Below are 23,480 nucleotides of genomic sequence, written 5' to 3'. Positions count from 1 at the left end.
ATAACTACATCCACAAAATCAACTCCCACTCCAACTCGCCCTGCCTGAGCGCGCCGTCTTCCGGCGTCTGCATCGTCAATTGCACCGGCACCCCCTTAAAACCGCTCGCGGCCAACTCAGCCATCGCCCGGTACATATCCAAATAAGCGCCGCGCAACGACAACCGGCCGACCTGAATCGTCCGCGCCGATTTGCCCTGACCTTTACCGGCTCCGGAACTATCCGAACCGCCCTCCGGCTCGACCCATTGCAACACCTCCCGCAACGACACGCTCAATTGCTCCGCCGGAAAACTTTCGCGCTTTTCCTCGATCACCCAAATGTTATGCCGCATCATGATCTCGGAAAGCAGCGCCGTCGCCTCGTTGATCGACGACTCGCCGCTCAAAAAACCGGCAATCTCCAACATTCTCTTGCCCAGATCGGACTGTTGCCGTTGCAGCGTATCGATTTGCTGCCGCGTTTGATCGACCTGATTCATCACGCCCGGCAGCGCCGCCGGCGAAATCCCTTGCCGATACAGCCCCAGATAAGTCTCTTCGGCCTTTTGCATCTTTTCGGATAACAGACCGCTAACGAACACAAAATAAATCACAGTAATCGCCATACCCGGCAAAATCCGTTTCAGCAAACGCTCGCGCTTTTGCTCGGGCGTCATATCGGCGTCTGCTCCGCATTCTCGATAAAACCGCTCAACCCGTTATCGTCGATCATCACGGAAAACTCCCAGGGACCGCCCCCTTCAAGCAAGGCCATATCCTTCTTGGACGGCGCATTGACACGCCAACCGAGCGTCGACAAAACCGGCTCCAAGCGATTGCTCAGCCGGTTCGGTAAATCGGCCTCGAGCGCGACGCCCGACACCCGCAAACCGCCATTGACAACCTCAACGCTCTCGATCAACACATCATCGGGACTGGCCACGGCCAAATGCTTCAATAGCGCGGCCGGACGCGCCTTAAACGCGCTCAACGCCTTCGGAACCAAATCGACATTGCCCTGCAAGGTCTTTATCTTCTTTTCGAGCTTGCCGATTTCCTGCTGATTTTTATAAACCGACTCGCGATAAACTTTCAGATCTTGTTCCGCCTGCGTCAACGCTTCGGTCTTGTATTCGTAATCCTGCGTTTGATACAACAGCCAGGCGCTGTGACCCACGCACAGCAACGCCGCCGAAACGCCGCTGCCGACCATATAAAACAACTCCCGATTGATCGGCACCTTAGGATTCAACAGCGGCACGCCGGCCGCATCCTGCTTGATCAGATGCTTCGCCCAAAGCGCCAGCCACTGCGTCAAAGCGGCCTCATCGGTAAAATGAAATTTCGCATCGGACTCGGGAATGAACTCGATCTGATTGTTCAACAACACTTCGGTCTTATCGACCGCGCCGGTTTCCAGCAGCCATTGATCGAGCTCTTCATGCCACTGCGGATGTTGCTCCTTGATCATGATTTGCAAGGTCATCCCCCGGTCCGGCGTTTTCGCCAGCGCGAAAACCGTCGTCGACCAACACTCGATACGCCACCAACTCGACTTGCCGTCTTCGGACAGCAGCACCGGCAAGCCGCCCGGATGAGACAAACCGGCCAACGCGCAACCGGCTTTTTTCAAAACGGCCGCGGTGTCGGCCAAAGTTTCCTCGGCGATCAAATTCAACCAATAATGACTCATGTCTTCATCGCTGCCGAGAAAGCAATACGCCAGACGGTTTTTGCCGATCGACCTGCCGGTCATCGCCTCGTATTCGAATTGCAAGGCCTGCTCCAGCATGTCGCCCTCGATGCCTTCAACCTGCGCCGAAGGCAAACTCAACGCGTGCGTATTCAAACGAACATAGAACACCCAGACCTTGCGGCCCAGCGGAGACGATTGGGAAATAATCTGTTCAAGCGCGGCCGGCAGCTTTCCGGCCTTGTCGCAGTCAATGTCGAACACGCTCAAAACGCCTACGATCTCGCCCTTGCGGTCGGTATCGATACGGAACGTTTTGACTTCGGTGATATACAGCAGCGTATGGGATGGACGTGAAAAAAATTGAGGCAGTTTCATTTAGAGTAATAATTATCCGACTACCGAAAAACAGGCGAAAATACCGGGCTTCTCATAGGGCTTCAACGCGGAAGCCGAGCCCGACTTCTCACTAAGGAATATGCACAAAATAACTTCTACAAGTAGTAGGCTTTGCGGCGGTTCGGTGACTCGCTTGACAGGACGCCGTGAATACGTCCATGTAGGCTTGACGGCGGCTCCCTGCCGCCGACACCTGTCAATCGAGCCACCGAACCCCCTTCCAAAGTTGTCGACGTTGTTTCATACTCGATCCTAAACCATAGGTTTCGGCTCCAAACCGACCGAACGGGAAAAGCGATCCAAAATGGCATCGGCCGGCAAATCGACCGCGATCGCTTGCCATTGAAACAAACCGATGCGCAGCAAAACCAACTCGGATTGCCAAAGCGTTCCGGGATTGGTAAAGCTGACCCGCGCCTTGATCGGCGACTCCCACCGAACCGAACCGTCCAACGCCCAACAGCCGGCTTGGCCCTGCGCTTCGCCGTTCGGGTCGTCGGTCAACTCGCCGCACAGCAAATGCCTGAAACCTTGCGGCCCGGCCAACAGCCGCGCGGTGCTTTCGACCAGCCGCTTGCCGTCCGAATTGTCGCGCAATGCTTCGCGCGTGTCGTTTTTCATATCGGCGTACATGCGCAAATCCAGCATGGCTTCGAGCAACTTACCGGCATAGGTTTGCAAATGATCGGCTCTCACCAGCGCATGCCATTGCGCCTCGTCCCGCTCGTCCGCGGCCTGGGCAATCGAACGCATCGTCCACCAAGGGCCCAATGCGAAAGCCGTACATGCCGCGAGTAACAGCAACGATAAAAAACGAAAAGGTAGCGCCATGTAAATCTATTCTCTCTATAAGTTACGTTTCCCTGACGTTTGGGGGTCTCCATGATGGGTTTCCGCTACGCGCCTACCCATCCTACAACGGGGGGCTTGCGTAGCCGGGTAGGTCGGGTTAGGCGGAGCCGTAACCAGACATGTCGATGGACAAAATGTCGGGTTACGCTTGCGCTAACCCGACCTACGCTACTACGCTACTCCGAGGTTAATTCGGCCTTGCAACGGGCAATGACATTGCCGCTAGGCGTGGCGGTGAAGCCGCCGAAGCCGTTGTAAAAGAAAGGCCCTGGATGATCGTATTTAATCCGGCAAGGCACGTCGTCGCGTTCGACGAAAGCCGGTTGCACGTCGCCGTCGGTATCCGGAGTGACGGTACAAGAAGCGATCGCGAAGTTTTTGTTGATGGTGACTTTAACGCTGGCAGGGCCGTGATATACGCTATCGCCCGCTTCCGAGGCGATATTGCAGCCGCCGTTGCCTTGGTTTCCGAACGGGTTGATGACGATAGGCGCATGCGGCTGCATGGCGTTGGCCACGTTCGCGGCAAGCAACAAAGGCAGTGCGGTAAAAAGTAAAGTGCTCTTTTTCATAAAATTTCAAATCTCAGTGTATATGTAAATAAAAACCCCATTCCGAAGCCTGCGCGAAGGAATGAGGATAACTTTTCCCACATCTCGTTCCCACGCCGAAGCGTGAGAACGATGAAACGTTTCCCTGCCGTTTGCGGGCGCCCATGATGGGTTTCCGCTACGCTGCTACCCATCCTACAACGGGGGGCTTGCGTAGGATGGGTAGAGGCGGAAGCCGAAACCCATCGTTTTTTACCCCGCCGGCAAAGGGGTTTCGAATGGCTCCCACGCTCCGGCGTGGGAGCCCAGCCGAGGACGCTCCGGCGTCCTCGCACCGCGGAGCGGTGTGGGCTGCATTCCCACGCTGGAGCGTGGGAACGATGACCGGAGCGTGGGAGCACTGCCGGGGACGCTCCAGCGTCCCCACACCGCGGAGCCCGCCGGGCGGGTTTTATAAACCCGCCCGCAATGTTTTCCTGCCGTTTGCGGGCGCCCATGATGGGTTTCCGCTTCGCTGCTACCCATCCTACAACGGGGGGCTTGCTTAGGATGGGTAGAGGCGATAGCCGAAACCCATCGTTTTTTACCCCGCCGGCAAAGGGGTTTCGAATGGCTCCCACGCTCCGGCGTGGGAGCCCAGCCGAGGACGCTCCGGCGTCCTCGCACCGCGGAGCGGTGTGGGCTGCATTCCCACGCTGGAGCGTGGGAACGATGACCGGAGCGTGGGAACGATAAATTCAAAAAAAGGGGTGTTGCCACCCCAAGAGAGATGCAACCTCAACATCAACACCAAACAACAACTAAAGTCTTGGCGAAACTTCAAATGGCTCCCACGCTCCAGCGTGGGAGCACTGCCGGGGACGCTCCAGCGTCCCCACACCGCGGAGCCCGCCGGGCGGGTTTTATAAACCCGCCCGCAATGTTTTCCTGCCGTTTGCGGGGTGTTCATGATGGGTTTCCGCTTCGCTGCTATCCATCCTACAGCGCAGTCCTTTTCGGATGGCGGCTCTTGCGTAGGATGGGTAGAGGCGATAGCCGAAACCCATCGTTACCGCTCGGCATCGCATGGATTTTGTTTCCGACCGATAGCGATGCGCTCTCGCGAAAAAAACGCATTGCTATCGGGGAGTATCGAATCCGGAGCGCGGGCGACATGACTGTCGTGCGCTCCGGCGGTTTAAGAAAAAGCCGTCCGTGGCGGGTAGCGGGTAGCGGCGTTAGCCGAAATCCATCGCTTGCGTTATCCCATGATGGGTTTCCGCTTCGCTACTACCCATCCTACAAGGTTAAAGATTAGCCATCCACGTTTTGATAGTGGTTAGACAATGCGCCGCCCAAGCCTTCCAGTTTCATCATCGGCATGACGGTGGTCAGGAATTTGGCTTTGCCTTGCATGTTACCAGACCATGTTGTTGCGCCTATAGTCACACCGGTACCGGCTCCACCAACGCTATCATAGAACTCAGCATCAGCAACAGAAGCCGCAGTTGTACAATCACCCTCGTTGGCAATATTTACACTGGTAGCACCTGCTCCGGCATTTGCTGTATCAGGATCCCAGTATGTATCAAAACCTTGTCCATTGGCAGCGATACAAGTATTGGCCTTTGGCACTTGATAAATCGCCAAAATACGGTTGTATTTGTTGGCCGCGCTCATCGCGCCGGTTTTAGCAAAATGAACAGGCGCTTCGGAGATGGTTTTACCGACCATACCGGAACCTTGACCAACACCGAATGCTAAATAATCATTCGTTGTTGTATTAATCGTTCCCGCTGGGCGACCCAAGATTTTAGCTAGATCAGCATCACTTGTTATACAGCCCATGCCTGTGCAGCCTGCATCGACATTAAGAGCCGCCAAAGTAACTGCTGGCATCATAGTGTTAGCTATTGAAATGGGAGCAACAGTAGTATCAACAGCATCAAAAGTTTTATCAACAGCGTCTTGGTTCATAGGCAATAAGCTCCTAATACCTACACTATATAAAGCCTGGGGTTGAACCTGAACCGTTGTAAGATAAGCAGTCCCCATCATATGGTTATATAGGGCACCGGTACTATCCACCAATGCATCATAATTACTCGGCTGCCCCATGAACTGCACGTCATAACGCTGAATCGCCTTGCTCACTTCCACCAAGCTGTCCGAGTTGGCGCTGTCATGGGTTTTATCGACGAAGCCGCCGACATAAGGCAGCATCAAACCGGCCAGGCCGATCAGGATCAACAGCACGACGGTCAATTCGATCAAGGTCAAACCGGCCTGTCTTGCAATGTGTTTTACTTTATAATCTTTCATTGTTGGGTTTCTCCCCATTTTTTCGTTAGTTAGTGTTTTAAGTTACGCTAACGAAGTCGCTGCCCTTGGCTGTAGCAGAGCGTAACGGCAGCGGGGGGGAAGCCCTTCCCCCATGTTCCGAAATTCCATCTATTCGCCCGTCGTAGGCTGCATGTCTCCCTCATCGGAACTCAACTTGTCAGTCCCTTTCTATAAAGCAAACGGCGTGCCAAATTATATCCAATTGTTTTTTCGTTGTTTTTTTCGGACGGAAAAAATGAAGTCTGAAACTGCGTGATATCCCACACCTAAACTGTGTGAAATGACCTATTGATTTTCGCGGCCAAACGGGGCTTATCAATCCGGACGCGTGATGTTTTCCTGCCGTTTGCGGGTGCTCATGATGGGTTTCCGCTGCGCTGCTACCCATCCTACGGCCTAAACTGTGTGAAATGACCTGTTGATTTTCGCGGCCAAACGGGGTTTATCAATCAGGGCGCGTAATGTTTTTTTGCCGTTTGCGGGCGACCATGATGGGTTTCCGCTGCGCTGCTACCCATCCTACAGGCTTAGCGATTTATCATTCGATGTGACGAGCCATGTCCATGCTGTCGTGAAGCACGCGAAGAACATCGACAAAGCCTGCTTCGCTTTGCCGAAAGTCAAGGATGTGGCGGCCGCGCCGCCCGTGCCTCGCAACGGGAAGAACAAAAACCCCTTGCTGAATGTCATCACGGCATTTGGCGCCCATAACACCGGGTCCATCGATGAGGGCTGCCAATGCTTGAGTCAGGGTTTCCCTATAGACCTCGGCCTGTTGCGGGCCGAATCGCTCGGCTGTCCAGGTTAAAATATCCGCAATGTCTTGTTCGGCTTGCCGAGCAAGACGGACCGTCCAGCAGGTCATCAGCGCGGTGACGTAGCGTTTTTGACCAACCCAGCCATATGCATGCGAATGGCCTCGGCCGATTCCAGCGTCGTATACTGGCCCGCCTGGATATCGTCGATACCCACAGCGACAGCCTCACGCAACGCTTGCAAGCGGACAGTTTGCTCTTGTTCTCGCTGCTGCATCAAGCGCAATCCTTCTCGCAGCACTTCGCTGGCATTCTGATAACGGCCCGATTGGACCAATTGCTCCACAAATTGCATTTGTGGATCGGTAAGAACAACATTGCGCGTAGGCATAGTAAGCTCCGATGATTAGTGTTGGCATATTCTGCCAATTTAATAGATCAATGACAATCGGCTCGATTATTTTCTGGTAATTATTCAATGCATGCGGTAGGTTGGTGCCAGGCATTGATTTCTAAGGACGCGTGAATACATCCCTGTAAGCTCTGACTGCAACGTCCTGTTGCAGACAGCCTTATAAATCAATGCCTGACACCTTCCCATACATAACTTATGCTGAATAGTTACATTTTCTGTTATTCTTCATCAAAGTTTCAAATGGCTCCCACGCTGAAGCGTGGGCGCGATAAGGATTAGATCGTAGCGTTTATCAATAATCTTCCCACGCCTAAAGGGTAGTCTTGCCGGACTGCGGCGATTGCGGCCATTACCAAAGCGGTCCCCGCAAAAATTGCCGATCCGAAGGAAATCCTTAAAACCCATTCATTAACAAACCGCAAGAAGCCCGGAACAGGCGCGATCATTACGGTCAACACCGACAGCAACGTTGCCGTGACCATCGACAAAACGCCCGTCGCCAGCGAAGCGCACCACGGGCATTTATGCTTGGCATGCAAATCGTGATAATTACACCCGGCATCCAAACCCAGCCACGGCCAGTCACAGCCGCATTGAAATAGAAAGCCGCACAACGGCGTGATGGCAGTCAAGGCAATGAACCCCATCAGCGATGCGGCAATGAGTTTGCATTTAAGTGATGGCTTCATTGTATTCATTACGACAATCTTGTTTTAGACGCATCTTTTGCAATGGCTCCCACGCTCTAGCGTTCGTCTTTATGTAACCTTTGCTGGTCAAATTTCGGCGCCTCCATGCGTCAATACCGAAATTTGAAGTGCGATGGGTATACATAAGTAAATATATCTAATTGTGCAAAAAGTAGCGACCGAGCGCTAAATTGTTGTGTTGTCCGGAAAGGCTATTGGTGTTTGAGCGTTACTGGCTTCGATAGTCGCGACGAAGGCGTCGCTCCCACAGAGAGCGGCGGACGCTCTGTGGGAGCGATCCCCTGATCGTCCCTCACCTAGCGTTAGGTGAGGGAAGGTCGAAAGTGTTAAGTAATAATAAATGGTATCGAGGTCTCATTGGTTACGGTTGCAAAAGGGTAATTTTTGACTTATGTGTAGCTATGAGCGCTCTAGCGTGGGAGCACAGCCGGGGAGCGGTGCGGGCTGCGTCTAGCTAGAGAGTGAGAACGGGAACGATGACAACCTTTCCCTAACATTTGCGGGTCCCCATGATGGGTTTCCGCTGCGCCGCTACCCATCCTACCGCGCTATACGGCTTATTCCGTATCGGTTCGCATTTTATGGACGAGCATGATCACTGCCGCCGCGAACACGGCGGCCGAGAATACGATTAAGGTTCCGGTGAGATCGTTCATCATATCCGGGGCGACGATCATGACGATCCCCAGCGCGATCATGATCATGCCGCCGATAAGTTTGAGCGTTTGACCGTGCTTTTCTTCGAAATTCTGTCTTTTCAGCGTTATCAAGGCCGCCAAAAAAATGGCGATTTCGATCGAAAGATAGATCAATAGATAAATCAGCAATAAGCCTAAAAATTCTATCGTGCCGACTTGCTGCGATCTGACCAATTGACTCCATATCACCGGAAAACCTGCCGTACAAGGCAATTCGACCAATGCGATGCCCGATGCCATGACGAAGGTAGCGCCCGCGAGCGCAAGTCCTTTTCTTTCCGGATTCAACAAGCCTCTTATCGATTGATAGATACCCGGTTTATGCTTGTCCGATATCGTGAACGAAATGCCTTTTTTAAACCAAAAATAATCTTTGACATTGACCAAACCGAATAGCAGCGCGAACAAGGCCACCAGCCATTGTACCCAGATTAGATAGGCGACATAGCTCAGCACTTTAAAGACGCCGGCGACAAAGGCGCCGTAGAGGGTTGCCGTCGTGAACAAGAACACCAGGCCGACCAGCAATATTCGTTTTCTGGAGCCTGAATGTATCACCATGCCTAACAGTAGCGTCAATACCCATAGCGAGCATGGGTTAAAGCCGTCGACAAAGGCAATCAAGAGGGTGCTGAATATCAGCGGTTGCCGGACCAGATCTATGGTGCCGAGCCAGGGAACGTCGATCGTGGTTGCGGCGTTCGCCGGCGATCCTCGGTCGATTTGAGACTCCGGCGTCAAGGTTTCCGCTGGCCTGTCGTCCGGCTGCTGCTTTCGGTTTAGGAAGGACCTAACCGCATCTTCGATTTGTTTTCGGATAAACGGCGCATCGCCGAAAAAGGCTTTCCCGCCGACAAATACGGCGGGCACGCTGTCGGCGTCTACGCCATGTTCGCGCGCGGTCAATTGAAAGAGCTCCCGGTTGAAGCGGTTGCGCCATACTTCATGCTGCCGAATTTGCAATTGCGGGTAACGTTCTTCCAATTCGCTCAGAAAGGGTTTTTGATCCAGGCAATGAGGACAGTTTTTTCCCCAAAACACGTCCATGACGAGCTCAGGGTCGGTCTTTGCCGTAACCGTTTGGCTTAGGAGCGTCAGCAAGAAAATTATTAGGAAAAATCGTGGGGGGTCGAATCGCATTGGTTTTGCCTTTGAATGTCATGATCCTAGAAAAAGCATTTCACCATGAAGATCATGAAGAATAGGAAGTTAATTCAATAGCTTATTACGCGTTTGTATAGAACTTTCGCTCACCAAAAAGGTTAGCGAGAAGGATTTGGTAAGTTCTTGGAATCCTTCATGAACTTCATGTGCTTCATGGTTAAACTGCCGAATTCAGGATGATGGGTTTCCGCTTCGCTGCTACCCATCCTACGGCTTGCTGGACCGTGGGATCGCATTTATTCTGTTTCGATAAACGCTCGGATACCGGCCACGCCTTGGCCGCCGGCTTCACGGATTCGCGCCAGATCGCCCGTAGCCAAGCCTCCCAAGCCGTAAACCGGAATATTCGCGGTTTCGGCGAGCGCTGTAAAGCCTTGCCAACCGAGTATTCGGGCTCCCGGATGCGTGGCGGTCGGCAATACCGGCGCCAAGACGGCAAAATCGACGCCGACGGTTTCGGCATGGCGCAGTTCCGCTTCATTATGGCAAGAGGCGGCCAGCCAGCCTTGGCTGTCCGGCCGTTCGCGTAACGCCATTAAGTCTCTGCCGGTTAAATGCATGCCGTCGACGGCACTCGCCTCGATTCCGGATACGGCCGAGTTGAGCAGAACCGATGCGCCATGACGGCGGCATAAAGGAAGGATGCGCGCAATAAATTCCGCCGCTTCGCCGGCCGTTACTTTTTTCAAGCGCAATTGAATCAGTGTGATGCCGTTGGCGAGAATGGTTTGTAAGTTAGAGAATAACGCCGAGGGGGCGCTGTCGTCCAGGATGGCATAAAACGGCGGCAGGCGGAGCGCGGTGACGATCGGACGATTCGCCGCCGGAAACGAATAGTTTTGAAGATAGGTCGGTGCGACCCACTCGACCGCTTGTCCTTCTCGGCCATGCGGAGCGCCTTCGAACCGGTCGACCCGCCAAACTTTGAGCTTAACGCTGAGGTCCGGGTAGTCGTGATGAATCGTGATCAGCGGCGTTGCGGTTTTAACGTCGATGGCCAGTTCTTCATGGAGCTCGCGGTCCAATGCTTGTCGCTGCGTTTCGCCCGGCTCGATTTTACCGCCCGGAAATTCCCATAGGCCGCCTTGATGTTTATCGTCGGGGCGCTTGGCGATCAGTACTTTGCCGTTCCGGTCGACAACCGCGCCGACGGCGACTTCTAAAACCGATTTCATAAGTTGTTGTTTCAAATGGTTTCCACGCTATGGGGACTATTCGAATGGCTCCGTATTGTTTTTCTGGTTCCCACGGTCCTCCGTGGGAACCCATACCTTGTCAGCCGAGGCAAGATCGGTATGCATTCCCACGCTGGAGCGGTGGGAACGAGGAAAATGAGGCCTCGATACCATTTTTTGTCGCCCAACGCTCCCGGCTTTCCCTCACCTAGCGTTAGGTGAGGGACGATCTGGGGATCGCTCCCACAGAGCACCGTGCTTACCTCTTACCTCTTACCTCTTACCTCTTACCTCTTACCTCTTTCCCCTTTCCCCTTTCCCCTTTCCCCTTTCCCCTTTCCTCTTTCCTCTTCCCTCCTAAGTCCTATACTCCGCATTGATCCGCACATAGTCGTAGGAAAAATCGCAGGTCAAGACTTCTTGCGAGGCGCTGCCGCGCCCGAGCGTTACGGTTACGGTGATTTCCGGTTCGTTCATAACGCGCTGGCCGGCCGCTTCGGTATAGTCTTCGGCGCGGCCGCCGCCGCGCACGATGCACACGTCACCCAGATGTATATCGACTCGCTCCAGGTCCATGTTGTCGACGCCGGCCCTGCCGACCGCCGCCAGAATACGACCCCAATTCGGATCGCTGGCAAAAAACGCGGTCTTGACCAAAGGCGAATGGGCTATGGTCTTGGCGACGCGCACCGCTTCATCATCATCCAAGGCTTGATCTATGACGATCCGCATCAACTTGGTCGCGCCTTCGCCGTCCCGAACGATCGCTTCGCTAAGTTGCTTGCAAATCTTCAACACGGCATCGGCAAAGGCTTGGTAGGCCGGGCTGCCTTCGGTCAATTCGGGCACTTTCGAACAGCCGCTGGCCATTAAGACGCAGGCGTCGTTGGTCGAGGTATCGCCGTCGACGGTAATGCGGTTGAACGATAATTCGGCGGCGCGCGCCAAACACGCTTGCAACAATTCACGCTCGATTTTGGCGTCGGTCGCGATGAAAGACAGCATCGTCGCCATGTTCGGCTGAATCATGCCCGCGCCTTTGGATATGCCGGTCAACGTGATCGTCTCGCCGTCGATTTCGAGGACAATCGACGCTCCTTTCGGAAAAGTGTCGGTGGTCATGATCGCGCGCGCGGCCTGCTCCCAATGATCCTCGGCCAGATTGGCAAAGGCTTTCGGTAAAACCGCCTTGATTTTATCGACGGCCAACGGTTCGCCGATCACGCCGGTCGAAAACGGCAGGACTTGCCGGGCATCCGCGCCGGCAAGTCCTGCCACGTCCGCGCAGGTTAACATGGCGTCGTCAAACCCACGCTTGCCGGTACCGGCATTGGCGTTACCGGAATTAATCAGCAGCCAACGCGGGGCCTGTTGTAAATGTTCCTTCGCGACAACTACCGGAGCCGCGCAAAACGCATTCTGTGTAAACACCGCCGCGCAAGTCGATCCTTCGCGCATTTGTACGAGCAACAGATCGTCGCGTTGCGTTTGCTTGATGCCCGCGCACGTCGTGCCCAATTCGATCCCGGCTACCCGGTGCATTACCGGAAACGTCACCTGCCCCACCGCCATATAGACTCCTTTAAATTTTCAATAAAACGCTTATTTTGCTAATGTTGGGAAACGCACCTTCCATCAGCGCGCATTGTTGCTTAACTTTTTCCATCCGTTCCGGCTGACTCCCCATCAGATGCGGCAAAATCACTTCGATTTCGATCGTCCCTTCCAGATAATGAATCTTGAAATCTTCGATATCTTCGAATAATTCGGCCAGATAGTTACGCAAGTAACCCTGCACATCCGCCCGCAACACATCGACCGGCTCGTCGATGAATTCGTCGTCTTCCGGATCGACATGGACCAATACGTCGACCACGTCGTCGAATTCGGCTTTCAGATTTTGCCGGACCGCATCGCCGATCATATGTCCTTCGGAAACGCTGATTCTGGCATCGACGACGATATGCGCGTCGATATAGGCATCTTCGCCCATTTGCCGGGTTCTGAGCAGATGAATGCCGCGCACGCCGGGAGTCGTTTTGATCACTCTGCGTATCTCGCGGATCAAGGACTCGGGCAATGAGGTATCGACCAACTCCTTGACGCTTTGAATCACCAGACTTAAACCGATTTTAGCGACCATCAATGCGACGATCGCGGCAGCAACCGCATCGGCATATTCATAACCGACCCAAACGCCGGCCACGCCGATGATCACGACGATCGAAGATATCGCATCGCTACGATGATGCCAGGCATTGGCCAGTAATAATTTGGACCGGGTTTGCTTGGCAATGCGCTTGGTGTATTGATAGAGCCATTCGTTAGTCAATACCGATAAGGCGGCTATCGCCATCGCCTCGAATTCCGGAATCAATAAGCGCTCGGGCTGGCGAACTCTTTCCAGCGCATCATAGGCGATGCCGCCGGCCACGATAATTAACCCGACGCCCAGCGCAACCGTCGCGATCGTTTCGTAACGCCGATGCCCGTAGGGGTGATCGAAGTCGGCCTCGCGCGCACCCAGTTTGATCGCGGCAATGACCAGTAAATCGCTGGCTAGATCGGATAAGGAGTGTACACCGTCCGCGATCAAGGCCGCCGATTGACCCAGAATTCCGAAGCCGATTTTCAGGACCGACAAGGCCAGGTTGGTCCATGCGGCAACGACACTGACCTTCGCTTTTAGACGATCGGATTCGACTGACTGGTGCGCTTCGATCATTATTCGCCTACTTCGAGAACAATAATATATTCGCCGTCCTCAGTTTTGGTTTCAAGGACCGCGTGTCCATTGATGCGGCACCAGGCGGGGATGTCCTGCATTACGCCGGGATCGGTGCAAATGACTTCCAATTGTGCTCCCGCCGCCATGCGTTTGACCCTGTCTTGCGTTCGTATCACCGGTAACGGGCAAAGCAGACGCCGCGCATTCAGGGTTTCCCGGCTCATACGAACCACTCCTCGGCAATTTGCTCCGGCGCGAACGGGGCCACCTGAATCGTTTGTTCCAGACCTTTTTGACTTCTAACCAAAATATCGACCTGCTCGGCATCGCGCCCTTGTCCGTAACGTGCAATGATGCGTCCGGCCAAGGCTAAGTCCTCATCGGTCGGTTCGCCGTCGATCAAAGCCAACGGTCCGCTATGACTGCTGCTGATCAAGCTGGTAAATTCTTTTTTATAGCCTTCCAGAAAACGGCTCTCGCCTTCCTCGCGCGCGACGATGACTTTGAAATTGGACTTGGGACGGATATGCCGCCCGACTTTCAGCAACATCACATCGTCGAGTTCGTAGTCTTTCGTACCCCGGTTTTGCCATAAATCGACTAATTTCGCCGAATAACTCTCGTCGGTCAAAAAACAACAGCCGCCGGCCGGCTGCGCATAATCGACGAAGCCGAACTGCTGCGCTAATTCCATTTGCGGTTTTCTGGATCGTCCGCTAAAGCCGAACAATTTGGCGCGGTCGACCCAGCCTTCGCGCTCCGGCAGAGTCTCCGGAAGATTTCTGGCGCATAAGGGCCTAAGCAGCAAATCGTCGGCGCCGGATTCGCGCGCGATGATCGGCATCGTTTGTTTGCGCTGCGACATCGGCCGTTGACCGATGACCTCGCCGGTGATAATGAAATCGAAACCGTTCTCTTGTATCCATTGCTTGGCCTTGTTGACCATGAAAATCTTGCAATCCAGACACGGGTTCATATTGCTGCCGTAACCGTGCTTCGGATTGATCAGCACATCCTTGTATTCTTCGATGACATCGACGATATGCAATTTGATACCGAGTTGTTCGGCCACCCACAGCGAATTATTGCGCTTGGGTTTGGCGCGGTCGCGTTCGCGAATCGCATGCGTGTGTCCTTCCACGCAGAAGCCGGTGAAAAAATTGATGCCTTCGACATGCACCCCTTGTTCGATGATCGCTTTAGCGGCCAACATCGAATCCAATCCTCCGGAAATCAATGCCGCCGCTTTTCTTTGTTCGGACATAACGCTGTTATCGTTTTAAATTGCTTGTTTAAAAATTGCGTCATTATACGCATTTCTTGACTAAACTGGGTTCAACTTCGGTGATTATCACCTAGAATGACTAGCCATCAAATTTTTGGTACCGCGGCTCCCCGATGGGTTTCGCCCCGCTCTACCCATCCTACATGTAAACTAATGGATTCATTATGGATTTTAAAGATTATCTAAAAATTCTAGTCAGCAAAGACGGCTCCGATCTTTACCTGACGGTCGGCGCGCCGGCCGCGGCCAAATTTCAAGGCGCGCTGAAACCGCTCGAAAGCGAAAAACTGACCGGCGAACGCATCAAGGCTATCGCCTACAGTTTAATGGATGCCGATCAGCAAAAAGACTTCGAACACGTCCCGGAAATGAATCTGGCGATCACCGAACCCGGCATCGGCCGCTTCCGCGTCAATATTTTCAAACAGCGCAACAACTTGGCCTTGGTCATCCGCAACATCAAGGTCGATATTCCGAATGCCGATCAATTGGGCCTGCCTGAAGTGTTGAAAAAAGTCATCATGGAAAAGCGCGGTTTGATTCTGTTCGTCGGGGGTACCGGCTCCGGCAAGTCGACCTCCCTGGCCGCACTGATCGATCACCGCAACAGTAACTCGTCGGGGCACATCATCACGATAGAAGACCCGATCGAATACATACATCCGCACAAACGCTGCCTGGTCAATCAACGCGAAGTCGGCGTCGATACGCTCAGCTACGAAGACGCGCTGAAAAACACGCTTCGCCAAGCTCCCGACGTGATTCTGATCGGCGAAATCCGCTCTCAAGAAACGATGGAACACGCGCTCGCCTTCGCCGAAACCGGACATCTTTGTTTATCGACGCTGCATGCCAACAACGCCAATCAGGCTTTGGACCGCATCATCAATTTTTTCCCGGAAGAGCGGCGTAACCAATTATTGCTGGATCTATCGCTGAATTTGAAAGCCTTTGTTTCGCAAAGACTGGTTCCTACCGTGGACGGCAAACGGGTCGCGGCGATCGAAATTTTGCTGGGAACACAATTGGTCAAAGACTTGATTCATAAAGGCGAAATTCATGCGATCAAGGAAGCGATGGAAAAATCCGAAAACATCGGCATGCAAACCTTCGATAGCCATTTGCTCAAACTTTTCAAGGAAGGCAAAATTTCGCTCGAAGAAGCTTTGCAAAATTCCGATTCGCCGAACAATCTGAAATTAAAAATCAACCTCAGCGAAGGCAAGGGTTCGGCGACCGAAGCGGTCGCTAAATCGCCTGGCGGACTGACTTCAAGATTCTCGCTTGAGGCGATTGAAAAGGATCAGGAGGAAGAAGGACAAAGCTAAACCTTTTTTCCGCGCGGGCCGAGTTATTCAACCCGTCCCGGACGTTTCGATCATGACCAAGGCCTCGCTCTTTCCCAAGCTCCAGCTCTCATCGTTATACTTAAGTCAAAAACTACCGTTTTCCTCGTTCCCACCGCTCCAGCGTGGGAATGCATACCGATCTTGCCTCGGCTGACAAGGTATGGGTTCCCACGGAGGACCGTGGGAACCAGAAAAAAAACAAGTTACCCAAGCTGGAGCTTGGGTAACAGCATATTTTAGTTTTTGCGGCCTCGATACCATTTATTATTACTTAACACTTTCGACCTTCCCTCACCTAACGCTAGGTGAGGGACGATCAGGGGATCGCTCCCACAGGGCATCCGGGCCCCCGAGGGTATCAGCCAGTAGGGTACGCTGCGCGTACCATGGCATCCCACAAATGTTAATTCAAGCCTCAATGGTGTGATCCAGGGCGGGATTCGGTGCTTAACGGCATGAAAGTACGCGCAGCGTACCCTACAGTTTATGCGTCGCGACGAAAGGAGCGTGAGAACCAGGATAGCTCAAGGAAACAACCGCAAAATACCGGACTTTCCTTCCATGTCTCCGACGACCCAAATCTGCTCGAACGAATGAGACTCGGGTAGCGTTACCCGGTGCAAATTATCTTCCAGTTCTTCACGGCTCCAAAGCGGATTGGCGTTACGCAAAACCAGCCAAACCCGGTCGCTGTGATAGGACTTTTCGGCCTTGCTGACCAAAATCGCATTCAACGCATTCAACAAACGATCGCCGACCGGAACGGTAATCAAGCGATGCAGCGCCTCTAGCGTCCGGATATTGACTTTGCGCCCCAAAATCAGTTGGGCTTCTTCTTCACTACCGTACAAATGCGCAATTTCCAAATCCAAGCGCCGATCGCCTAGGTAACAAGATACATCCGGTTTTTTCGGCTCGTTATGCCAAATATGCCGCATCGGAATGCCCGTTTTTTGTTCGTAAAGCCGCATGAACAGCTTGGCCGCCTCATGTTCGAGCTCGATTTTTTCTTGCATGCTCCGGTTCATAAAGAACAACTACAAATGATAGAAGTTATTTTGTGCATATTTTGCTACTCCCTTTTGACCGAAAAAGCGTATAAGAACGAGAAGGTGTGGGGTATGCCTAGCGAGGATGTCGGCGGCAGGGAGCCGCCGTCAAGCCCCCATGGACGGGTTCACGGCGCTCCTCGATAGGCATACCCCATACCCAACAAAGTTGAACGATTCTTCAGTAAGAAGGGAGTAAATACTTTGCCGGCATAGGCGCTGGCAAAAGCCTTTGCCGAGCACCCCGGCGCCTCCTAAGGCACTGCCGATATGTGAAGTGCGAAAAGTATACGTTCAATCTTAGGGAACCGATGCAAAAGTAAAAAGTCTTTGAATAATATCCGCTATTATTCGACTCGCTCGATTCGGTCGGTTTTATGCGAGACCTCAAACGGCGCCCCTCGAAAGACGCCAGGGAGTCATAGCACCATGAAGTCTGTCGATTATCCCGAAAACTGGTACGACATCGATACCGCGCTCTATATTCGCTCGGTCAAGTTGTTCAGAGCGGTCAAAAACTTATTGAGCGTCAAATTCGAGCTGTTCGCCGACAACCAAGTATTGCAAGGCGATATTTTTCTGTTCAACCATTTTTCCCGCTTCGAAACCTTCATTCCTCAATTTCTATTTTTCGAACAAACCGGCGCTTACAGCTGCTCGATCGCGTCGGGCGAATTCTTCAAGGAAGACAATGTGCTATCGAATTATTTGAAGCATGTCGGCGTATTTCCGCACGATCACCCCCGTTTGTTCGCTATCTTGGCCTGCCAAATCCTGCGCGGGCGTAAAGTCATTATTTTCCCCGAAGGCGGCATGGTCAAGGACCGGCGAGTCATCGACAAAAAAGGCGAATACAGTATTTATTCGCGCATGACCGGACTTCGGCGTAAGCATCATACGGGGCCTGCCGTGTTAGGCCAAGGGGTAGAAGCGTTGAAATCGGCGATTCGCCATGCCTTCAAAACGAAAGACAAAGAGCGCTTGCTACATTGGCAATCCTTGCTCGAACTCGACAGTTTGGACCAATTGATGGCGACCTCGCTAAAACCGACCTTGATCGTCCCTGCCAACATCACATTTTATCCGATTCGCAACTCCGAAAATTTATTGTTTAAAAGCGTCGAATTGTTTTCGGACACGATGAGTCTTCGGCAAACAGAAGAGCTCTTGATCGAAGGCAATATCTTGCTCAAGGATACCGACATGGACATCCGCATGGGAGAGCCGGTCAATCCTTGTTGCGTCTGGGATTGGCGCACGCATTGGGTCATGGACAAGACGGCGCCGGACATACGCGAGCCGGACGATGCGTTTAATTTAACAAGCGCGCCGAGAAATTGGAAAGAACGACTGCTCGGCTATCTATTCGTCAAAAATGCAAGCTGTTCGCGCAATCAATACATGAAAGCGATCTATGCCAACGTGACGATAAACCTCAGCCATCTGGCCTCGACACTGATCATGAGCAAAATCGGCGCAGGACTCAAGCATATCGAAAAATGCCGATTTTATACCGTGTTGTATATCGCGATAAAAAATTTGCAAAAGAATCCCGACATTCATTTACATAGAAGCCTGTTGAATCCGGACGATTACAGCGATCTTATCCATTGCATGAACGACCGCTTCGATCACTTCATCTGCGTCGCCAAGGAGGCGCGACTGATTGCCGAACAAGACGAATGCTACCATTTCTTGCCGAAATTGTGCGAGGATCACGACTTCGACCAAATTCGTCTGGAAAATCCGATCGCGGTCTACCATAACGAAGCGGCGCCGCTCAGCATCGTGCGCGATACGCTTTCGGCAGCCGACCGAGCTTACTCAAAGATCGATCCCGAACAACTGGCGGCTTGGCATTTCGACGACGAACTGATAGCTCTGGCCTACGAACAGCAGACTTACAGCACGCTGCAAAACGGCGCGATCAAACAACACGAAAGCGCCATAGCCGACCCGTCTCCATTCTTGATGAAACCGGCCCGAACCAACGGCACAGGCATTCTTTTGATACACGGCCTATTGGCCAGTCCCGCGGAACTGCGCGATTACGGCCGTAAGCTGACGAACCAAGGCTTCACGGTGCTTGGGGTTCGCTTGAAGGGCCACGGCACTTCGCCCAACGCCTTGAGAGATTTGAGCTATGAGCAATGGTTCGACAGCGTGCGCAAAGGCTTCACGATTCTCAAAGCGCATTGCGGAAAAATCGTCTTGATCGGATTTTCAACAGGCGGCGCCTTGGCGCTCAAGCTTGCAGCGGAAAACCGTCCGGAAGTCGCAGGTGTTGTTGCAGTTTCGGTGCCGGTCAAATTCATGAATCCGTCATTCATGCTGGTGTCTTTACTGCACAACACCAACAGCCTGGTACGCTGGCTGTCTTCTTTCGAGGGCGTTAAACCGTTCATCGACAACACGCCGGAACATCCCGACATCAATTACTGTAATACGCCGATCCGGGCATTGTTCGAATTACGCCGACTGATTCAGCATCTTGACGAATTACTGCCAGGTATCGAAACGCCGACGTTACTACTTTATGCCAACCGAGACCCGATCGTCGCGCCGGAAAGCGCCGAAACCGTATTCGCTAGATTAGGCGCGACAAGAAAATATTTACATTCGATCGATGCCGAACGGCACGGCATTCTGATGGAAAACATCGGCGAGACTTGGTCTATGATCGACGATTTTTTAAGCTCGCTGCAACAAACAGAAGACACCGAACACCCCATGCCGCAAGCCATTACCGAAGAGGAGGCAGCATCATGAATAATGTAGTCATCGCAGGATATGCCAGATCGCCGTTCACGCCGGCGGGCAAAGGCGAGTTAGCCCACGTCAGACCCGACGACCTGGCCGCGCAAGTGGTCAAGGCGCTGATCGACAAGTGCGGCGTCGACCCGAACGCTATCGAAGACTTGATTCTCGGCTGCGCCTTTCCGGAAGGCGAGCAAGGCCTCAATATCGCGCGCCTCGTCGTGCAGCTGGCGGAACTACCGATATCGATCGCGGGCATGACCGTCAACCGTTTCTGCGGCTCGTCGATGCAAGCGATTCATATCGCGGCCGGCGCGATTCAAATGAACGCCGGCGAGGTATTCGTTTGCGCCGGCGTCGAATCGATGAGCCGCGTGCCGATGGGCGGATTCAATACCTTGCCGCATCCGGAGCTGTATAAAGATCACCCGGAAGCCTACATGAGCATGGGCGAGACAGCCGAAAACCTGGCGCGCCGCTATTCCATAGCCCGCCGGGACCAAGAAAATTTCGCGTTGGCCAGCCAACGCAAAACGCAGCACGCACGACTAAACGGCGACTTTGCCGATGAGATCGTGCCGATTCTAACGCACCGAGGCGATCGCATCGATCAAGACGGCTGTCCGCGCCCCGATTCGACTGCGGAAGGCCTAGCCGAGCTCAAACCGGCATTTCTGCAAAACGGCAGCGTCACGGCCGCGACGTCGTCGCCGCTGACCGACGGCGCCGCGGCGGTATTGGTATGCAGCGAGGTCTATGCCGATGCGCACGAACTGCCGAAATTGGCCCGCATCAAATCGTTCGCGGTATCCGCCTGCCAGCCCGAAATCATGGGTATCGGCCCGGTCTCGGCAACGCACAAAGCCTTACAAAGAGCAGGTTTAAGGCTGGAAGACATCGACCTGGTCGAATTGAACGAAGCCTTCGCAGCGCAAGCCCTGGCCGTATTACAGGAATTGCCTATTCCTACCGAAAAACTCAATCTCGACGGCGGCGCGATCGCGCTAGGCCATCCTCTCGGCGCGACCGGCGCGCGCATCACCGGCAAGGCGGCCAGCCTACTGCACCGCGAGCGTAAGCGTTATGCGCTGGCCACACAGTGCATCGGCGGCGGCCAAGGCATTGCAACCATTCTGGAGGCCGCATCATGAATATCGAAAAAGCCGCGGTCGTCGGCGCCGGCGTGATGGGCGCCGGCATCGCCGCGCATATCGCCAATGCCGGCATTCCGGTCTCCTTATTGGACATCGTCCCGGATAACGCAACGAACCGTAATCAAATTGCCGAGCAAGCGATCGCCAAAATGCTTGCCGCCGAACCCTCGCCGCTAATGCACCCGAACAACGTTCGGCTGATCTCGCCCGGTAATGTCGAGGACGATTTAGCCTGTCTGGCCGAGGCCGATTGGATCGTCGAAGCCGTGCTCGAAGATCCGGACATCAAACGTAACCTTTATCGACAGCTGGAAGCGGTTTGCCGATCCGATGCGCTGATATCGTCGAACACCTCGACACTGTCGTTGCAGGTGCTGACCTTGCAACAATCCGAAAGCTTTAAGCGGCGCTTCATGATCACGCACTTTTTCAACCCGCCGCGCTACATGCGCCTACTCGAACTGGTCGCGCCGCCCGACATCGCACCCGATTTGTTCGATGCGGTCGCCACGTTCGCAGACCTGCGCCTCGGTAAAGGCTGCGTCACTTGCAAGGATACGCCGGGCTTCATCGCGAATAGGATCGGCACTTTTTGGATACAAACGGCATTACTCGAAGCGATCGCGAATAACTTGACCGTCGAACAATGCGATGCCGCGATGGCGCTGTTCGGCATTCCGAAAACCGGCGTGTTCGGCTTGCTGGACCTGGTCGGCCTGGACTTGATGCCGCATGTTTTGAGCGGCTTCAAGCAAAGCCTGCCGGCCCAGGACCGCTTGCGGGCAATAGGCGCCGTGCCGCCGTTGCTGCGCCGCATGATCGAGAAAGGCTACACAGGACGTAAGGGCCTCGGCGGCTTTTATCGTCTCAAGCCCGATGCCGACGCCAAAATCAAGGAAGCGGTCGATCTCCAAACCGGCGACTATCGTGTCAGTGAAAAATACCGCATCGACGGCGTCAGTCACAGACCCGAAGATTTAAAAAAATTTTTATCCGGCGGCGAAGCGCTCAATCGCTATGCCTGGCGAGTCTGGTCGGACACGCTAAGCTATGCGGCTAGCTTGATTCCGGAAATCGCCGACGATCCGCTTGCGATCGATACCGCGATGCGCCTCGGCTACAACTGGCGTTACGGCCCGTTCGAACTACTCGATCGTCTCGGCACCGATTGGTTCGTCGAGCGGCTTCAAGAGAAACACCAAGCTATTCCCTATCTGTTCGCGGACCGGCAAAGCCTGTATCGCACCGACAAGCAAGGCGTCCTGGAATGTAAGGACGAAGACCGCCGCTATCGGCCGATCCACCGTCCCGAAGGCATGTTGTCGCTCGGCGATATCAAACGGCGCACCGGTCCTTTGCTCGAAAATGCATCGGCCAGTCTGTGGGACATCGGCGACGGCATCGTTTGCTTAGAATTCCATAGCAAAATGAATACCTTGGACCCGGACAGCCTGAGCCTGATCCAGCAAAGTATCGGCGTCGTCCGTGACAATTTCGAAGGCATGGTCATTCATAACGAAGCCGAGCATTTTTCGGCCGGGGCCAATCTAACTCTGCTGGCCCCGGCATTGATGCGGCAAGATTGGGATGCCGTTGCCCAAATCGTCGAACTCGGACAACAAACTTATCAGGCCTTGAAATACGCGCCTTTCCCGGTCGTCGGCGCACCATCCGGTTTAGCGCTGGGCGGCGGTTGCGAAATTCTGCTGCATTGCGATGCGGTGCAAGCCCATGCCGAACTGTATACCGGCCTCGTCGAAACCGGAGTCGGTTTGGTGCCGGGCTGGGGCGGCTGTAAGGAGTTATTGCGCCGATGGCTTAGTTTGCCTAACCGCCCGGGCGGACCGATGCCGGCGATTTCGCAAGCCTTCGAGAGCATCGCGCTCGCCAAGATGTCCAAATCGGCCTTGTTGGCAAAGGAATTACTCTATTTATCCGAACACGACGGCATCACGATGAACAAAGACCGTCTGCTGGCCGACGCAAAGGCGCGCGTCCTGACGATGACCGTCGATTATCGGCCGCCGGAACCTTATGTTTATTATTTACCGGGCGCCTCGTCCCGCGCGGCGCTTGAGATTGCCGTGCGCAACTTATCGCTCTCGGGCAAGGCGACCGCTTACGACCGGGAAATCGCCGGCCAACTGGCTTTCGTATTGAGCGGCGGCGACACCGACAGTCTCGATCCGATCAGCGAACAAGACATGTTGAATCTGGAGCGGCAAGCCTTTTTGCACCTGGTCAAACAACCCGGCACTGTAGCAAGGCTCGAACACATGCTGAAAACCGGCAAGCCGTTGAGAAACTGACGGGGCAATCGTGCAACGTATCGTTCATGAAGGCCCGGCCTCGCCCCGGCAAATGAAAGTTTAATCACGTAGCCCGGATGTAGCGCAAGCGCAATCCGGGGCGTTCGAGGCCACACAATCCCCGTATTCCGCTT

At 53.8% G+C, this 23,480-nt stretch carries 20 protein-coding genes; 5 read left to right on the top strand and 15 right to left on the bottom strand.

What is annotated here, in order from left to right; all coding sequences use genetic code 11:
* Positions 1-4: 4 nt before the first annotated feature.
* The 4 genes from WJM45_RS02410 to WJM45_RS02395 all read right to left on the bottom strand — a co-directional run bounded on the left by WJM45_RS02410 (position 5) and on the right by WJM45_RS02395 (position 3,497).
* Positions 5-658 (bottom strand): hypothetical protein, encoded by a 654-nt coding sequence (locus WJM45_RS02410; RefSeq protein WP_341327410.1) that lies wholly within the window; start codon positions 656-658, stop codon positions 5-7.
* On the bottom strand, positions 655-2,052 hold the full coding sequence (locus WJM45_RS02405; protein WP_341327409.1) for a hypothetical protein: 1,398 nt from the start codon (positions 2,050-2,052) through the stop codon (positions 655-657). Before WJM45_RS02405 ends, WJM45_RS02410 begins: the two co-directional genes overlap by 4 nt.
* A gap of 273 nt (positions 2,053-2,325) precedes the next feature.
* On the bottom strand, positions 2,326-2,904 hold the full coding sequence (locus tag WJM45_RS02400; RefSeq protein ID WP_341327408.1) for a DUF2939 domain-containing protein: 579 nt from the start codon (positions 2,902-2,904) through the stop codon (positions 2,326-2,328).
* Positions 2,905-3,101: 197 nt separating this feature from the next.
* On the bottom strand, positions 3,102-3,497 hold the full coding sequence (locus tag WJM45_RS02395; protein ID WP_341327407.1) for a hypothetical protein: 396 nt from the start codon (positions 3,495-3,497) through the stop codon (positions 3,102-3,104).
* Between the two features lie 988 nt (positions 3,498-4,485).
* On the opposite strand from WJM45_RS02395, the gene WJM45_RS02390 reads away from it, so the two are divergent.
* Positions 4,486-4,773 (top strand): hypothetical protein, encoded by a 288-nt coding sequence (locus tag WJM45_RS02390; protein ID WP_341327406.1) that lies wholly within the window; start codon positions 4,486-4,488, stop codon positions 4,771-4,773.
* Here the strand turns inward: WJM45_RS02390 and WJM45_RS02385 are convergent.
* The 10 genes from WJM45_RS02385 to WJM45_RS02340 all read right to left on the bottom strand — a co-directional run bounded on the left by WJM45_RS02385 (position 4,770) and on the right by WJM45_RS02340 (position 14,707).
* Positions 4,770-5,777, bottom strand: a complete 1,008-nt coding sequence (locus WJM45_RS02385; RefSeq protein ID WP_341327405.1) for a hypothetical protein — start codon at positions 5,775-5,777, stop codon at positions 4,770-4,772. The two genes, WJM45_RS02390 and WJM45_RS02385, sit on opposite strands and share 4 nt — an antisense overlap.
* A gap of 559 nt (positions 5,778-6,336) precedes the next feature.
* Complete coding sequence (locus WJM45_RS02380) at positions 6,337-6,663, bottom strand: type II toxin-antitoxin system RelE/ParE family toxin (RefSeq protein ID WP_341327404.1); 327 nt, start codon at positions 6,661-6,663, stop codon at positions 6,337-6,339.
* Positions 6,663-6,944 carry a type II toxin-antitoxin system ParD family antitoxin gene (locus WJM45_RS02375; protein ID WP_341327403.1) on the bottom strand — a complete coding sequence of 94 codons (282 nt, stop codon included), beginning with the start codon at positions 6,942-6,944 and terminating at the stop codon, positions 6,663-6,665. The genes WJM45_RS02380 and WJM45_RS02375 overlap by 1 nt, the downstream gene beginning before the upstream one ends.
* A gap of 299 nt (positions 6,945-7,243) precedes the next feature.
* Positions 7,244-7,666 (bottom strand): hypothetical protein, encoded by a 423-nt coding sequence (locus WJM45_RS02370; RefSeq protein ID WP_341327402.1) that lies wholly within the window; start codon positions 7,664-7,666, stop codon positions 7,244-7,246.
* Positions 7,667-8,235: 569 nt separating this feature from the next.
* Positions 8,236-9,423 (bottom strand): thioredoxin, encoded by a 1,188-nt coding sequence (locus WJM45_RS02365; RefSeq protein ID WP_341327401.1) that lies wholly within the window; start codon positions 9,421-9,423, stop codon positions 8,236-8,238.
* A gap of 353 nt (positions 9,424-9,776) precedes the next feature.
* Entirely contained in the window at positions 9,777-10,715 is a 939-nt protein-coding gene (locus WJM45_RS02360) for a Nudix family hydrolase (protein WP_341327400.1), read from the bottom strand.
* A 357-nt stretch (positions 10,716-11,072) separates the two neighbouring features.
* Positions 11,073-12,287: a bifunctional glutamate N-acetyltransferase/amino-acid acetyltransferase ArgJ gene (gene argJ, locus WJM45_RS02355; RefSeq protein WP_341327399.1), complete on the bottom strand. Its 1,215-nt coding sequence runs from the start codon at positions 12,285-12,287 to the stop codon at positions 11,073-11,075.
* 10 nt (positions 12,288-12,297) lie between these two features.
* Complete coding sequence (locus WJM45_RS02350) at positions 12,298-13,440, bottom strand: cation diffusion facilitator family transporter (protein ID WP_341327398.1); 1,143 nt, start codon at positions 13,438-13,440, stop codon at positions 12,298-12,300.
* Positions 13,440-13,667 (bottom strand): sulfurtransferase TusA family protein, encoded by a 228-nt coding sequence (locus WJM45_RS02345; protein ID WP_341327397.1) that lies wholly within the window; start codon positions 13,665-13,667, stop codon positions 13,440-13,442. Before WJM45_RS02345 ends, WJM45_RS02350 begins: the two co-directional genes overlap by 1 nt.
* Positions 13,664-14,707, bottom strand: coding sequence for a tRNA (5-methylaminomethyl-2-thiouridylate)-methyltransferase (locus WJM45_RS02340; protein WP_341327396.1), 1,044 nt, complete (start codon positions 14,705-14,707; stop codon positions 13,664-13,666). Before WJM45_RS02340 ends, WJM45_RS02345 begins: the two co-directional genes overlap by 4 nt.
* 185 nt (positions 14,708-14,892) lie before the next feature.
* Between WJM45_RS02340 and WJM45_RS02335 the strand changes: the two genes are divergently transcribed.
* The gene (locus tag WJM45_RS02335; protein WP_341327395.1) at positions 14,893-16,056 is read left to right on the top strand and encodes a PilT/PilU family type 4a pilus ATPase; all 1,164 of its coding nucleotides are present in this window, start codon (positions 14,893-14,895) and stop codon (positions 16,054-16,056) included.
* Positions 16,057-16,601: 545 nt separating this feature from the next.
* Here WJM45_RS02335 and WJM45_RS02330 read toward each other — a convergent pair.
* On the bottom strand, positions 16,602-17,093 hold the full coding sequence (locus tag WJM45_RS02330) for a hypothetical protein (RefSeq protein ID WP_341327394.1): 492 nt from the start codon (positions 17,091-17,093) through the stop codon (positions 16,602-16,604).
* 462 nt (positions 17,094-17,555) lie between these two features.
* Between WJM45_RS02330 and WJM45_RS02325 the strand changes: the two genes are divergently transcribed.
* Genes WJM45_RS02325 through WJM45_RS02315 form a run of 3 tightly spaced genes read left to right on the top strand, consistent with a single transcriptional unit; the run spans position 17,556 to position 23,346 of the window.
* Positions 17,556-19,895, top strand: a complete 2,340-nt coding sequence (locus WJM45_RS02325; protein WP_341327393.1) for an alpha/beta fold hydrolase — start codon at positions 17,556-17,558, stop codon at positions 19,893-19,895.
* Positions 19,892-21,034: a thiolase family protein gene (locus WJM45_RS02320; protein WP_341327392.1), complete on the top strand. Its 1,143-nt coding sequence runs from the start codon at positions 19,892-19,894 to the stop codon at positions 21,032-21,034. Before WJM45_RS02325 ends, WJM45_RS02320 begins: the two co-directional genes overlap by 4 nt.
* Positions 21,031-23,346, top strand: a complete 2,316-nt coding sequence (locus WJM45_RS02315; protein ID WP_341327391.1) for a 3-hydroxyacyl-CoA dehydrogenase NAD-binding domain-containing protein — start codon at positions 21,031-21,033, stop codon at positions 23,344-23,346. The genes WJM45_RS02320 and WJM45_RS02315 overlap by 4 nt, the downstream gene beginning before the upstream one ends.
* The last annotated feature ends 134 nt before the right edge of the window (positions 23,347-23,480 follow it).

The organism is Methylotuvimicrobium sp. KM2, from assembly GCF_038051925.1.
GTDB lineage: Bacteria > Pseudomonadota > Gammaproteobacteria > Methylococcales > Methylomonadaceae > Methylotuvimicrobium.
This window is presented reverse-complemented; position numbering and strand designations above follow the sequence as displayed.